Below are 15,145 nucleotides of genomic sequence, written 5' to 3' on the forward strand. Positions count from 1 at the left end.
ATTGTTTTTTATTTTTTTTAGAAAATTCGAAAGAGAAAAAAATTAAAATTGAAATCGCAAAATTTTTAAACCATTAAAATACATTTTTATCTAATATATAGAAGCAAGGAGGGGAGCAATTGGCTGATGTATTAATTGTTGATAATGATAAATCTGCTCGGAAGGATTTAAAGTCAATTATTGAAGATAGTAAATTCAGCTTTCTTTCCATTTATGAAGCAAGTACATCTCAACGAGGTATGATCCTTTTAAAGCAAAATCGACCGACTATACTCATTGTGGATATCTCCTTGCCAGATATAGACGGTATTAAATTAGGGAGATCAGCGTTGCAACTGTATCCAGATTTGCCCGTGATTGTTGTGACTCAGTTAAAAATGTTCGAGTTTGTTCAGGAAGCGATCAACTCAGGTTTTTCAGCTTATTTGTTGAAACCGCTTTCCAAAAATGAACTGCTTGATACATTTGAGCGGATTTTGCCCCAAGGATTAAATAAAGAAATTAATCAAACCATCAATGGTAAAAGTCATTTTTCCTCTGACTTAAAAAATCCGATCGAAAGTGCCATTCAGTTTATTCAAATGAATTATGGCTATGCTCTTACTCTAAAAGAAGTAGCAAATCAAGTATATTTAAGTCCATCTTATTTCAGCCGATTGTTTAAAGAAGAAGTTGGTATGACATTTGTGGAATATTTATCGTTTGTTAGAGTTCAAAAAGCTAAAACGCTGCTTAGAGTTTCGAGTCTTCCGATTGAAATTATCGCTAACAATACCGGTTTTTCAAATGCAAGCTATTTTGCAACCGCTTTTAAAAAAATGGTTGGGAAGACGCCAAGAGAGTATCGGGAGCAGTTTCATTTTGAAGAATAGGAGGTGAAGTCGTGATTACGATTAAAAAGGAATTGGAACGCTGCAAAAAGGAAGGGTTATCAGGTGTTATTGGAACCATTATTTCTACAAAAGGATCTACCTACCAAAAGACAGGGGCAAAATGCTTCGTATCAGAAGATCGAAAGCTAACAGGTCTTTTAAGCGGAGGCTGCGTCGAAGCAGATATTGTGGAACATGCTGTAAAAGTGCTCGAAACGGGAAAACCGGCAGTTCTCCACTATGATTTTTACGGAGAAGAGGATATTGTTTGGGGACTTGGTGTCGGCTGTAATGGAAAAATGAACATTTTTTTACAACCATATCTGCCAAAAAAGCAGCCTGAAAGGACAGAAGTGATTGATCAATATTTTTCACAATCCCTCCAAAAACAATTACACGCTGTCACGATCGTGAATGCGAAAGATGAAAATCTTCAAGGAAAAATGTGGATCCTAGACCCTTTGCAAAGTAATGACGACTCACTTATTACCGTTTCTGAAATTGCTCATGATTATCAAGATCGGAAAAACAATTTAAAAAATGAAATGGTTTATTTAGGTGGTGAAAAAGAATTGTACGTATATTATGAATCATTAAGTCCACCACCACACTTAAAGATTTTTGGCGCAGGTCCTGATGCCATTCCGCTTGTCAAAATGGCGAAAAGCTTGAAATGGATTGTGACTGTTCTTGACCATCGTCCTACTTATTGCAATGAAAATAATTTTCCTGATGCTGATTTTATCCAAGTTTATCCTAAAGGGTCTGTTCCTGACGTTTCGTTTAATGAAAACACATATGTCATTATAATGACACACAATTTTTTGCACGATCAAGAAATATTAGAATCCATCATTCATTCAAATGCGGCTTACATTGGCCTTTTAGGTCCGAAAAAAAGAACTGCCCAATTAATTGAAAGCAGCCAAACTCTAAAGGCTCATCCTTCTATTCGGCAAATTCATAGTCCTATCGGTCTTGATATTGGAGCGAAAACACCGGAAGAAATTGCCTTTAGTATTTTGGCTGAAATTATGACGGTGTACAGAGGCGGAACAGGAAAGAAATTATCAGAGCTGGCGGCAATGGCTTATTCCTAAAAAAGATACATCAGTCATAAAGGTAAAAAAACATATTTTGTTGTGTTGTCAGCTGCAGTTTTTTTAAAGCGGATGGTCAAACACAATCTATTAATACCATCTATTGGAAAGGTATTAACCAAAATACCGTGGATGTAAGTAAAAAATCTCAGTTAAGCGGTAGTGTTGCTGTCTTAACTCGGAACTGAAGTTTCTGTGAAATAAGTAAACCGATTGGTTTTGGGTGATATTACCAATCAAGGTTGATTACGTTGCTAAAAATAAGATTAAAAAATGTATCTGACAAGACTGACACCATTGTTGCGTTATTGTGCTGTGATTCAATGCTATGAAAGAAATGGGAACCTGTTTATTGTTCAAGCAAAATATCGAATTAAAAAGGTCATCCAGTTCTTTTTAAGTTTTCTTACTTCTTTAAAAGGATGAGATAAAGGGCAAAAATTCGTAATGATATTTGTTTTGCTGCGATCGCAATATCCTCAAGTTAGTGAGTCACCACAAAATTATGAGAGATTTCTTCGGAAGGAGGTAAGTTAAATGAGTAAAGTGATTGGGAAAAGAGTGACGCGTGTTGAAGATGCTAGATTATTGACTGGTCAGGGAAAATATATTGATGACATCGGTACCCCGCCGAATACTGGTCATGTGGCCATTTTAAGGAGCCCTTATCCGCATGCCAAAATTGTGTCTATCGATTATTCGGAAGCCTTAGAAATTCCTGGAGTAAAGGGTGTTGTAACAGGTAAGGATGTACATCCTCTATTAAATCCTTTTAGTGTTGGCGTCAGTGCTCCAGTACACTATTATCCAATTGCCATTGATAAAGTTCGTTTTGTAGGTGAGCCAGTAGCAGTTGTCGTGGCAAAAAACCGATATATTGCGGAGGATGCGTTAGAAAAAATTAAGGTGAAATATGAAAATCTTGAACCAATTGTAGATATTGAACGTGCACTCGAAAAAGGAGCACCTATTTTACATGAAAATGTTGGTTCAAATATCGCTAATCATCGAACTTTTCATTATGGAGATGTAGAGAAGGCTTTTGAGCAGGCTGACAAAATCATCAAGCATCGTTTTCAATTTCCGAAATATTCTGCAACGCCAGTTGAAACATACGGCATTATTGCACAATACGAGGATAGCTCTGATAGTTATACGGTTCACGCAAACTTTCACGGACCGTTTGTGCTTCATTCGATTATGGCAGGTGCATTAAAAATTCCAAGCAATCGGTTGCGGATTATTATACCAAAAGATATTGGCGGCAGTTATGGAATTAAGGCAGGAATATTCCCGTATATCGTTCTTTGTTCCGTTGTAAGCCGTCTCGTAGGCTGTCCAGTGAAATGGATCGAGGACAGGCAGGAGCATTTAGCAGCTAGTTCAAGCTGTACGGATCGAGTCACATATATTGAAGCAGCAGTAAAAAATGACGGAAAAATACTCGGATTAAAAATGAAAATGATTGACAATGTTGGTGCATATATCCGGGCACCAGAGCCGGCATGTCTGTACCGGAATCATGCTAACACAACCGGTGCCTATGATATTCCCAACTTAATGATTGATGCGTATGCCGTTATGACGAATAAATTGCCAACAGGGCTTATACGCGGATATGGGGGACAAGAAACGTATTTCCCTCTTGAACGGATCATGCAAATCATTTCAGATGAATTAAAATTAGAGCCAGCTGAAGTGATCAGACGGAATTTAATTAAAAAAGAACAATTTCCATACAGAACGGCATCTGGTGGAGTGTATGACAGCGGCGACTATGAAAAAGCATTTGACCTGCTATTAAAAATCGGTAAATATGATGAATTCAGAAAAAAACAAGCTGAAGCACGCAAGATGGGAAAGCTTCTTGGTGTTGGCCTCGCTGTTATCGTTGAACCATCCGGTTCGAATATGGGATACATTACGATCGCCTTAACTCCAGAGGAAAGAAAAGCAGGATTGCCGAAATCTGGTTGTTCAGAAGCGGCGACGATTTCGATGGATCCTATGGGAAATGTGAATGTGCGCATTAGTACAACACCGTCCGGACAAGGGCATGAAACGGTCGCTAGCCAAATCGTATCGGAAATTCTCGGAATTCCGCATGACAAAATTAATGTTGTAGCTGAACTTGATACAGCAACAAGTGCATGGTCCATTGCTTCTGGAAGCTATTCCAGCCGGTTTGCGTCACTCGGATCAAGTGCAGTGTACTACGCAGCACATAAGGTAAAAAATAAGCTTATCAAAATTGCCGCACATTTTTTAAAAGCTAAGGAAGAAGATTTAACAATTGAAAAAGGCAATATTGTTTCCAAAACCGATCCATCTAAATCTATTTCTGTAAAAAGGGTTGTTGGATCAGCCCATTGGAATCCGCTTTCTTTACCAGAAGGGATGGAGCCTGGAATTTATGAAACAGCCTATTATACAGCCCAGGCTGAACCGCCGGATGATCAGGATTTAATTAATTCATCGGTTACGTATGGATTTGTTGCAGATTTAGTGACAGTTGAAATTGATCCAGAGACGGGTGACATTCACATTCTTGATTATTTCACGGTTCACGATGCAGGAAAACTATTAAATCCGCTTATTGTCGATGGACAAATATTGGGAGGCCTGGTCCATGGGCTTGGCGGCGCCATGTATGAAGAGCTCGTCTACGATGAAAAAGGTCAGTTTTTAACTGGATCGTTTATGGATTATTTATGTCCAACAGCGCCTGAAGTACCAAATGTAACGATCAAACATATCGAGACGCCGTCACCACTTACACCATTAGGCGCTAAAGGTCTTGGAGAAGGAAATACAATGAGTGCACCTGTTGTCATTGCAAATGCAGTAAATGATGCGTTGAAGCCATATGGTGTGACGATTGATTCATTACCAGTAACACCAAATAAAGTATGGAACATTTTGAATCAGTCTAAAAAACAGGAGGTTTCATCATGAACGGAAAAGGGAGCGTAACATTAAATGCAGGAATTGAAAAAGCATGGGAAGTGCTGCTGGACCCAGAGGCATTAAAAAATTGCATTATGGGCTGTAAAAAATTAGAGCCTGTCAATGAAAACAAATATGAAGCGGAAGTATCTATTGGAATTGCAGCTGTGAAAGGAAAATATGAATCAACCATTGAAATTGCTGATGTTCAAAAACCGAACCATTATAAGCTCATTGTAAAAGGGGAAGGCGGACCAGGAAGTGTTGAAGCAGCAGGAGTTGTTGATCTTGTTCCAATTGACGATAACAAGACGGAATTGAACTATACGTATGAAGCGGAAGTTGGCGGAAAAGTGGCAATGGTTGGGCAAAGAATGCTAAATGGTGTAGCTAAATTAATCATTCAGGACTTCTTTAAAAAGTTTAATAAAGAACTAGCGAAAAGCGAACAATCTATTTAAATAGAGAAAATACTAGTCAAGCACAAAAATCAAAGGAATTGGAAATTCCAAATTTTTTGAATGGCTTTATCCAATTCTTTGAACTGCTAGATCATACTGTGAGTGGACGCAATGAAAAGGTCGATTGAGTCTTCTGCACCGATAAGAAAATCTGGCTGCCTTTTGAATGGAGTTTGCTACATTTAGCATCATTAAAGCGATTTTTGCCCTTTTCCTGAAAATAACCCTTTTCATGTAAGGATCTGTGGAAAGGACTATTCGGGATGTCCCCAGTCCACTTGTTGATCAATCACGAGAACTTGCTCTAATCCATGCTGTCTGGAAGCTGTCATATTCAGCATTGGTGGCAAGAGGGAACAAGATTGCGGGTTAGAAGTTCGAGCAAGAGCTAGAGAAACAGACTTTATAAGTAGTCATAGCTGATGGATTTCTCCCAATGATCCTTAATACTACTATCTAGGGGCATCACGAAAAGTCTACCCCTAAAATGGAACTTTTTCAGATAGTGCCAGTTAGCAACACTATCTGAAAAAGTTATCAAAGAATCTAACTGGAAAATGCCTCTCTCTAAAGAGGATTCTAAAAATACTAAACGAGGAGGGGAGTATATGAAACCCGTAAAATTTGATTATTATTCCCCGAAAACAGTTGATGAAGCTTTAACACTTTTAGAAGAAGCAGGATTTGACGGGAAAATCATTGCCGGTGGTCAAAGTCTTGTACCAATAATGAACATGAGACTATCATCGCCAGAATGTTTAATTGACATTAATCAGCTTCATGATTTGCAATTTATTGAGTTTGATAGTGACAAAGTTAAAATTGGTGCGTTAACGAGGCAGGCGGAAGTTGAAAGTTCAGATGTAGTTCAGAAGCATTTAGGGCTTCTAAGTGAAGCGGTTCCCTTTATTGGGCACGTTCAAACGAGAAATCGGGGAACATTTGGGGGAAGTCTTGTTCATGCTGACCCAACAGCTGAAATTCCTCTTTCATTGATGGCGCTCGGAGGGACCCTTCATATTGCTTCTAAAGAAGAGGTGCGAGAAGTAAACGTCGAGGATTTCTTTATTACTTATTTAACAACTGACATAATGCCAAATGAGATGCTGACGGAAATTCACATTCCTATAGAACAAGAAAGAAATGGATATTCATTTTATGAAATTTCTCGTCGTCACGGTGATTTTGCACTCGTTGCCTCTGCTTGTCAATTAACGATTGATCATTTAGATCGCATTACAAATGTAAGACTTGTATTAGGCGGTGTTGAAGCAACGCCATTGTTAATAGAAGGGGCAAACGAATGGATGAAAGGAGAGGTTTTATCTGACTCCCTTCTCCAAAAAGTCGAGGATATAGTGGATGAAATGGTAGATCCAGAGTCAGATATACACGCAACTGCTGAATATAGAAGACATCTTTCGAAAAAATTGGCAGTGCGTACGGTGAAATCAGCCTACGAACGAGCAAGAGGTGAAACTAATGAGTGTTCATGAAATCGAAGTGACCATCAACGGAAAAAAATATAAAGAACAAGTTGAGTCAAGATTGCTGTTAAGTGATTTTTTACGAGAAACGTGCGGTCTCACTGGCACGCATGTCGGCTGTGAACATGGTGTGTGCGGAGCTTGCACGATCCATTTAAATGGTTCAGCTGTTCGAAGCTGCCTCATATTTGCGGTTCAAGTGGATGGGCAGGAGATCACGACAGTAGAAGGTTTGGGAGAAGACGGTCAATTAACTCCATTACAAAAAAACTTCATTGAATGTCACGGCCTTCAGTGCGGGTTCTGTACACCTGGAATCTTAATGTCAGCAACTGACTATTTACAAAAAAATCCGAATCCTTCCGTTCAAGAAATAAAAGAAATGCTATCAGGACATTTATGCCGATGCACGGGTTATGTTGGAATTATAGAAGCAATTCAAAAAACAGTTGAAGAAAATAGTAATCATGCTCGGGTGGAAAGGTGATGATGATATGAACCTTTTAACTCTTTTTGAATTTGCTGTTGAGCGTCATCCAAATCGACTTGCTGTTGTAGAAGGAGACAGAAGGTATACGTACAGGCAATATCATAACGAAGTGGAAAAAGTCGCTGCTTCACTTCAAAAAATCGGCATTAAACAGCATGACCGCGTTATGATCCTTTTAAAAAATCGTCTTGAAAATACGGTGATTTATTGGGCACTGCAAAAAATTGGAGCCGTTTACACTCCAATTAATTTTCGGCTTTCGGTGAAAGAAGTTGAGTATTGTGTCAATGATGCAGAGGCTGCTGCTGTCATATACGAAAGCGTAAGCCAAGAATCCGTGCTGAAAGCAAATCTGCACCAAAAACCGATACTTATTGGGTTCGGCGAAGTAGAAGGAGCTGATATCTACTATGATGAGCTTGTTGAAAGAAGTCCTGGCAGCTTGGAAAAGCCAACGATAGATGATAACGATATCGCTCTTATGCTTTATACGTCCGGAACAACAGGAAAACCGAAAGGAGTTCCTCGAACGCACAAAAATGAATATAGTGCAGCGCTAGCCCATATTATTCAAAACCAATATCAAGATGGGGAAAGTACATTAGGGACAATGCCGCTTTATCACACAATGGGAATGCGCTCCCTTCTATCTATTATGTTTTTAAATGGAAAATATGTTATTCTGCCTGATTTTGATGCAAAGGAAGCGTTGGAATTAATAGAACGTGAAGAAATTACATGCCTTTACTTAGTACCTACGTTATATCACGATATGTTAAATCACGCTGAATTTCATCATTTCGATTTGTCTAAGTTGAAAAAAATTGGTTATGCAGGCGCTTCTATGACAACAGCTTTAACAGAAAAATGTATTGAGATGTTAAAGCCTGAAGTGTTTGTGAACCATTTTGGCAGCACTGAAATTTACACATTTACAATAAACCATAATGTGAAGGAAAAACCAGGATGTGCCGGTAAGCCAGGCTTTCATCAGAGTATCCGCATTGTTAAGGCAGATCCTGATGGCAATGCAACTCCAGAGGATGTAGTGGAAAAAGGAGAACTGGGAGAAATCATTGTCAATATTGAATCACCAGAAAGCTTTAAAGGCTACTGGAATAGACCAGATGCTACAAAAAAAGCCATTCGGGATGGATGGTATTTTACTGGAGACCTTGGCAAATTAGATGAGGATGGAGATTTATATGTCGTCGGACGTGTCGATGATATGATTATTTCCGGCGGAGAAAATATACATCCTCTTGAAGTAGAAGATGTTTTAGCCAAGCATCCGAAAGTGCATGAAGTTGCTGTAATTGGTGAAGAAGATGAGCGCTGGGGCCAAGTTGTTTCTGCCTATGTCGTACCAAAAGATCCGTCACTTACCATACAGGAACTTGACGATTATTGTAAAAATAATACAAAACTTTCAAACTTTAAACGTCCAAGAAAATATGTATTTATTCAAGAAGTACCGAAAAGCCCTGTTGGGAAAATTCTCCGTCGTAAACTCAAAACGGGAGAATTTGAACTATATATAAATGAAAGTGAAAAAATCGTTTAATTTTTTCAAAAAAGAAAGGGGAACCAAAACATGGAAGCAGTAAAACAATATGATCACATTCGAGTTGAAAAAAATCCGGAAAAAAAGACGGCAACAATTGTTTTCGACCGTCCAGAAAAAATGAATTATATTAGCATGCTAGCTCGCTCGCAATTTCCAGAAATTTTTGATGAGTTAAATAAAGACGATGATGTTCGCGTCATCATTATTAAAGGTGAAGGAGATAAGGCATTTAGTGCAGGAGGGAATATCCCTGAATTTTTGGAAGTGCATCAAGAAGAATTATCACATCTTGCTGTAAACGTTGCAGCACCAGAACGTTCTCCAAAGCCTGTCATTGCTCAGCTTCAAGGCTATACGTTTGGAGTCGGTTTTGAAATTGCTATGGCATGTGATTTTCGAATTGCAGCAGACGACACATTATTAGCACTGCCTGAGATGAATCTTGGTATGATTCCAGGAAGCGGCGGAACACAAAGGGTGGCCAAAGCAGTAGGATTAACTCGCGCAAAAGACATGATTATGCGTGCACGAAGAATTCCTGCTGAAGAAGCGTATCAATGGGGCCTTATTACAAAGGTTGTTCCAAAGGAAGAACTAGAAAGCGCTGTCGATTCACTCGTTGAAGAGCTTGTAAACTTCTCTCCGCTTGCATTAAAAGTATGTAAACAAGTGCTCAATGCAGCCGAAGAAACACCGCTTAGTGCAGGAATTGAAATAGAAGGAAAAGCCTATGGATTGCTTCGCACTACAGAAGATTTCAAAGAAGGCGTCAAAGCATTCGTCGAAAAAAGAAAGCCGAATTTTAAAGGCAAATAATATTGAATTACGAATTATTCGTGCTCCCCAACTATAGTTGAGGGAGCATATAAAAAATAGTTATTTTCAGAAAATTCATAATAAAAGGGGGTATACGATGAATACCGAACGAAAAGGATTTACGAAACATTTAAATATTAACACAGTGAGCGCTGGTACACTTGCCGCTATTTTTGGATGTACTGGTCCAGCTTTAATTATTATTGGTGGAGCAGCAGACGGTGGTTTAACACATGCGCAGACGATCTCGTGGCTCTTTGCTGTTTATTTCTTTGGTGGATTGTTGGGGATTTATTTGGCTTTAAAATATCGCCAGCCGATTGCAGGAGCTTACTCTATTCCAGGTGCAGTACTTGTTGCAGGTGCATTATCACAGTTTTCTTTAAATGAAATAGCGGGTGCTTATTTTGTGGCTGGTGTCATTGTCTTACTACTAGGAATTACTCGTACAATCGGAAAGATAATGAACTGGATACCCGTTCCGATCGTAATGGGGATGATTGTTGGGGCCATGATCCGGTTTGGAACCGGAATGATTACATCTATTGAAAAAGCCCCATTGATCGCAGGGGTAGCAGTTCTCGTATACTTGCTATCAGTACGATTTATTAAAGTCATACCGCCAATTTTAACATCTTTCATTGTTTCTGTTATTTTAGTAGTAATCATGAACGAATTTCAAATTCAAGATCAGCAAAGTAGTTTTATTCTTCCACAAATTTTAATACCTTCATTTAGTCTTGAGGCAATAGTATCTGTTTCAATTCCGCTTGCTTTCTTAGTTATCGGAGCAGAAAATGCTCAAGCAACCGGTGTATTAATGGCTCAAGGATACAAGCCGCCTGTCAATGTTATGACAATAATAAGCGGAATTGGTGGGATGGTCACTTCTTTCTTTGGAGGACATAATGCAAATATTGCCGGTCCGATGACGGCCATTTGTGCTTCAGAGGAAGCGGGGAAAAATAAGGAAGGACGTTATGCATCTGTTGTGGTAAACGGTATTTTATTCAGTTTATTTGGATTACTTGCCGGCATCGTCGTACCGTTTGTAACGGCTCTACCATCTGTACTCGTTGGTACTATTGCTGGTCTAGCAATGATTAGCGTACTGGTGAACTCTTTACAAAGTGCTTTTTCTGAAACTAAATTTCAAGTTGGAGCGTTTTTCGCATTAATCATTGGTATGTCGGATATTAGTTTTTTTAATATTAGTTCACCGTTTTGGGCATTAGTTGGAGGAGTGTTGGTTTCCTTGTTAATCGAACCTCATCATTTTCAAAAAGAACATGAGGATAATTTTGATCTTCCTGAGAAAATGGATCATGCCATTTCTGAAACATTTTAAGGTGTTCAATTTCAAAATGACACAAATTAAAATCGCTTTCTAAAAATCGTTTAGGTTCTGCCTAAAAGATTGTTGTTTTACTATTTCTTTTTGATTGTCCTAGATAGTCGCAAAGCAGCAAATCTTACGAAAACAGCCTTTAAAAACAACATACAGGATAGGAAAAAGATCTGTTTTGAACAAGCCTATCGTACGATTGCTTTGAGACCTCCTTCTTAAAAATGTTCAAAAAGAAGGAGGTTAATTGATTTTATCCATAAATATTTACTCTACTTTATCATATTTTTCATGTTCCGAACTTATTCATTGCAACGCGAAACATATCGATCCCATTATTTTTAAATTCAGCTTAACAGCAAAGTCCGCGTTTGATCCTAATTATTTTGTTCGAACTTTCGATAATATTTGCTTAACCTTCTTTTTAACAAATCCTTTTGACTTATAAAAAATATCTTTTTCATGCTATTATTACTCTTTTCATCTAAAGATCGGCATTGATCATTCTTGATTATTTGCAATATTCCTCTTTTTCATCTTAATACATACACTTATTATTTATTATATGCCGACAATAAGTGAAATTTCTGCCTTTATTTTCACACATAATATCCAAACATTTCACTCATGAAAACATGATACACTCCATGGATTTGTAACAGGTTACATCAGTGTAAAATAAAAGCTATTCTCTAAAAGATTGTTGTTATCAATCATAGAGAAATATATATCATATGGTAAAATAAAGTAAAAAGGGGTAGTTTCAATGGGATTGCCAAAATGTTGTAAATGTAACTATCCATTTAGTTGGAGAAACATATTTCGTGCTTCGTTCAAATTTAGCCAAGAAATAAAGTGCCCTAAGTGTGGAACAAAAATGTATCCAACAATGAAATCAAGACAAAAAATGGGTATAGTAACTTTTGTACCATTGGTCATATCTTTTGCATTACAGGTATTTGGGCTTCCATTCAAGTTTACTATGTTGATATTTTTGTTGTTGTCAGTTTTGGGTATGATATTGCTGCCATTTTTATATTCGTTTGTCGATCATGAGGAGCCCTTTTGGTGAAAAAGGACGTATTGTTAAAGCTGATGATAAAAGGGTTTTTACGTAATCTTGATGATAGGGAGGAGTTTTATGGAGAATATTAGTGTGTAAAGTTTTTAGCTTCTCATCTTAATTCAATAATCCCGATTTTTCATCAAAAGGACGTCAGAACCGGTACCCCCGTATCGTCTGAAAAAAATCCCCGCATATAACTATAGTGTCAATGAGAGAAGCTGTCGTTTACGATTACGAGAAGAATTTTTTTGTTCAAAGAGATATATAAAAGAGGAATGAATATTTTCTAATAATATAAGGAAATTGAGGATCGAAAACAGTTCAGAAATCAATTCAATCTCTCAATTGCTCCTTCGAAATGAAAGAAAAAATGAGAAAGTAGGTTGGATCTATTTAAGCGATGCCTTTCAAAAACGAAAGAGGGTTTTTCCAAAATTTCTATTTTTATTGAGGAAGACGAAAAGACATTCGGACTGTTATCGAGGACATCGTTTGATCTCTACCGATTAGTAAGAGCAAAAAAGGATAGAAACGCAAAGTACGTTATGAGAAAAATCTCTACTCAACATCTTCTGAACTTGCGCAAAAAAAGTATGGTTAAAGATTACAAATAATCATTTGATTGTATTAAATGATCAGTAAACGAAACATCGTTGTTAAATTATGAAACGCAACAAAAGATAATCATCCGAAAATGGAAAAATCAGCGAAAATTATTCTGAATTATGTGATAGATTCTTAATAAATCAACAAAAAGTATCTATAACCGCTCTTGCGAATGTAGAGAGTGTCGAACTTTCTCCATTTGAGCGAAACATTGCATAAAGTGTTTTTAAACATCATACTCCAATTACCATGTGAATACATGAAAGTTGATGCGATTTATATCGAAATGACCGCAATATGGTATAATAATAGTTATATTTAAAATGAAGAAAGGAGCATACCGATGGCTGAAATTACAAATGAAATGATTTTGCAAGCGATTAAAGAACTGGCTGAGCAGCTAAAAAACCATTCAGAAGAAACGAATAACCGGTTTGAACAAATTGACCAACGATTTGAGCAGATTGATCGACGGTTTGAACAAATTGATCAACGGTTTGAGCAGATTGATCGACGGTTTGAACAAATTGACCAACGATTTGAACAAACCGATCAGCAGTTTGAACAAACGAAGCAGCAATTGGTCGAAATCAATGAGCGGCTCGACCAAGTTGAACAAAAGATCGAGGAGATGGACAAACAGCTCACTGATGTAGCAAACGGTCAAAAAATTCTTGTGGAAGATTTGTTTGAAAATAAGAAAGAAATCAAGCGAGTCAAAAATATTTTAAACATATATTAACCGCATTGATCTATTAAGCGTTTCTTTTTGGACAAAACCGTTAGATAAAAACAAAATGATGTCTGAAATTAGCTTTTCGCCTCCCTGTTTTCTTCAAAATAATGTCAAACTTCTTCGCTGTTTTTATTTAGCTTTATTCGTTCCTATTATTATCCAATTAATACTATCCCCGTTTTTAACACATAATCCCCGCAATAGGATCTGGCTTGTGCTGTCTACAGTGTGAGAAAAAAGACGCAACAAAGGACAAATCCCCATTCAAAAAACAGCGGCTGTCTCATCGGTTTAACGGCCATTGCGGCAGCCTCGTTATGCTTTCACCTTATTGATTAATTTTTATTATAAATGCAATAATTTTTTCTATCAGCGAAAGCAAAGATTGACATTAGCTTTAAGCGCCTCAGGCTTTTTACTTTCGGTACTTTCCATTCTTCCCTGTTTTGAAAATCTATTTACAACAAAGCAAATTTTTCCTATAATTATAACTAACTAATTAGTTAGTTATAAAAAAGGAGATTCTTGTTGGCTGTAAAAAAAGGCGAAGAGAGTATGAGAAAGTTATTTCAAATGCCTGAAGAGCTTTTTTCGGAAAAAGGGTTTTCAAAGTATCAAAAGGAGCGAATTTGTTGCAAAAACAGGCTTAACGCAAGCTTTATTTTACTTTAATTTCAAGAGTAAGGAAGATATCTTTCAACAAATATTTCAAAATTTTGATCAACAGTTAATAAAACTAAGGGATGTTGGAAAAATCTGTTGAACTATCGCTATCGGATGTCAAAGTTTTGTAAGATTGATATGTTCAATAACAAGCGATTCGGAATTGTAAAAGAAAAAATTGACACATGGGTGGCGCCAGAGTCAATTGTTACTATTACATCGATATTTATTAACAGGAGAAAAAGTAAAGTAGGACAGATGTTTTTGGGCGGAATTCAAAATCGTTCGAAAAGCGGTGATTGAAATGGTATTAGATTGGTTGGATTCTCAACTTCATTTGATTAGCGTGCTTTGGTTATTTCCCATTTTGTTTATGTTTCATGATTTCGAAGAGATTCTTACGGTGGAGAAGTGGACCAAACAGAACAAGGAACAAGTTCTTGCGGTTTTACCTAAATCAATACGAAAATATTTTTATAGCAGCTTTCAGATGACAACTGTTCAATTTGCGTACGATGTATTTTGGATTTTCCTTACCATTACAACAGCAACATGTTTAGCCGTCATTTTCTCTTTTTACTATATTTTTTTAATGTTACTGTTTATCTTTTTTGCCCATGTGTTCACACATTTAGGGCAAGCACTCTACCTAAGGAAATACACTCCTGGTGTAATCACTTCCATCATTCTAGTGTTGCCCTATTCTTCATATACCTACTATCGATTGCTGAAAGAACAAGTCATAAGCGGAACAGATATATTGTGGAGTACTATTGGAGCTTTCATCATCGTGCCAATATTATTTCTGTTTCTGGTGAATGAAAGAAATAAAGCTACAAAAAAAATTGAGGAAGATGGTGCCGACAAGAATTTTTTGTTGTAAGATAGATTTGAAGTTACACGATTAACTGTAGGCGGGTAACTTTCATATAAATATACCCCAAAATGTGCAGAGTATTTTATCGAAAAACTTAAGAAAGATCAAATTAA

At 37.2% G+C, this 15,145-nt stretch carries 12 protein-coding genes; all 12 read left to right on the forward strand.

Annotated elements, in window-relative coordinates:
• Positions 1-119 precede the first annotated feature (119 nt).
• Entirely contained in the window at positions 120-872 is a 753-nt protein-coding gene (locus NSQ41_RS05745; RefSeq protein WP_339199267.1) for a helix-turn-helix domain-containing protein, read from the forward strand.
• Between the two features lie 11 nt (positions 873-883).
• Positions 884-1,972: an XdhC/CoxI family protein gene (locus NSQ41_RS05750; RefSeq protein ID WP_339199269.1), complete on the forward strand. Its 1,089-nt coding sequence runs from the start codon at positions 884-886 to the stop codon at positions 1,970-1,972.
• A gap of 537 nt (positions 1,973-2,509) precedes the next feature.
• Complete coding sequence (locus NSQ41_RS05755; RefSeq protein WP_339199271.1) at positions 2,510-4,927, forward strand: xanthine dehydrogenase family protein molybdopterin-binding subunit; 2,418 nt, start codon at positions 2,510-2,512, stop codon at positions 4,925-4,927.
• A complete protein-coding gene (locus NSQ41_RS05760; protein WP_144596576.1) occupies positions 4,924-5,379 on the forward strand; it encodes a carbon monoxide dehydrogenase subunit G in 456 nt (151 codons plus the stop codon). Before NSQ41_RS05755 ends, NSQ41_RS05760 begins: the two co-directional genes overlap by 4 nt.
• Before the next feature lie 608 nt (positions 5,380-5,987).
• Positions 5,988-6,875 (forward strand): xanthine dehydrogenase family protein subunit M, encoded by an 888-nt coding sequence (locus NSQ41_RS05765; protein WP_339199273.1) that lies wholly within the window; start codon positions 5,988-5,990, stop codon positions 6,873-6,875.
• A complete protein-coding gene (locus NSQ41_RS05770; RefSeq protein WP_063387539.1) occupies positions 6,862-7,353 on the forward strand; it encodes a (2Fe-2S)-binding protein in 492 nt (163 codons plus the stop codon). The genes NSQ41_RS05765 and NSQ41_RS05770 overlap by 14 nt, the downstream gene beginning before the upstream one ends.
• A 7-nt stretch (positions 7,354-7,360) precedes the next feature.
• Entirely contained in the window at positions 7,361-8,920 is a 1,560-nt protein-coding gene (locus NSQ41_RS05775) for an AMP-binding protein (protein WP_339199275.1), read from the forward strand.
• Positions 8,921-8,950: 30 nt separating this feature from the next.
• Positions 8,951-9,739, forward strand: a complete 789-nt coding sequence (locus tag NSQ41_RS05780) for an enoyl-CoA hydratase-related protein (protein ID WP_339211196.1) — start codon at positions 8,951-8,953, stop codon at positions 9,737-9,739.
• Between the two features lie 97 nt (positions 9,740-9,836).
• On the forward strand, positions 9,837-11,087 hold the full coding sequence (locus NSQ41_RS05785) for a benzoate/H(+) symporter BenE family transporter (protein ID WP_339211198.1): 1,251 nt from the start codon (positions 9,837-9,839) through the stop codon (positions 11,085-11,087).
• A gap of 2,012 nt (positions 11,088-13,099) precedes the next feature.
• Complete coding sequence (locus NSQ41_RS05790; RefSeq protein WP_339199277.1) at positions 13,100-13,498, forward strand: hypothetical protein; 399 nt, start codon at positions 13,100-13,102, stop codon at positions 13,496-13,498.
• 607 nt (positions 13,499-14,105) lie between these two features.
• Positions 14,106-14,255, forward strand: coding sequence for a TetR/AcrR family transcriptional regulator (locus tag NSQ41_RS05795; protein ID WP_232515741.1), 150 nt, complete (start codon positions 14,106-14,108; stop codon positions 14,253-14,255).
• Positions 14,256-14,459: 204 nt separating this feature from the next.
• Positions 14,460-15,038 carry an HXXEE domain-containing protein gene (locus tag NSQ41_RS05800; protein ID WP_198318514.1) on the forward strand — a complete coding sequence of 193 codons (579 nt, stop codon included), beginning with the start codon at positions 14,460-14,462 and terminating at the stop codon, positions 15,036-15,038.
• Positions 15,039-15,145 lie beyond the last annotated feature (107 nt).

Origin of the sequence: Aeribacillus sp. FSL K6-8210 (genome assembly GCF_037963925.1) — a bacterium.
GTDB classification, from domain to species: Bacteria; Bacillota; Bacilli; order Bacillales; family Aeribacillaceae; genus Aeribacillus; species Aeribacillus composti.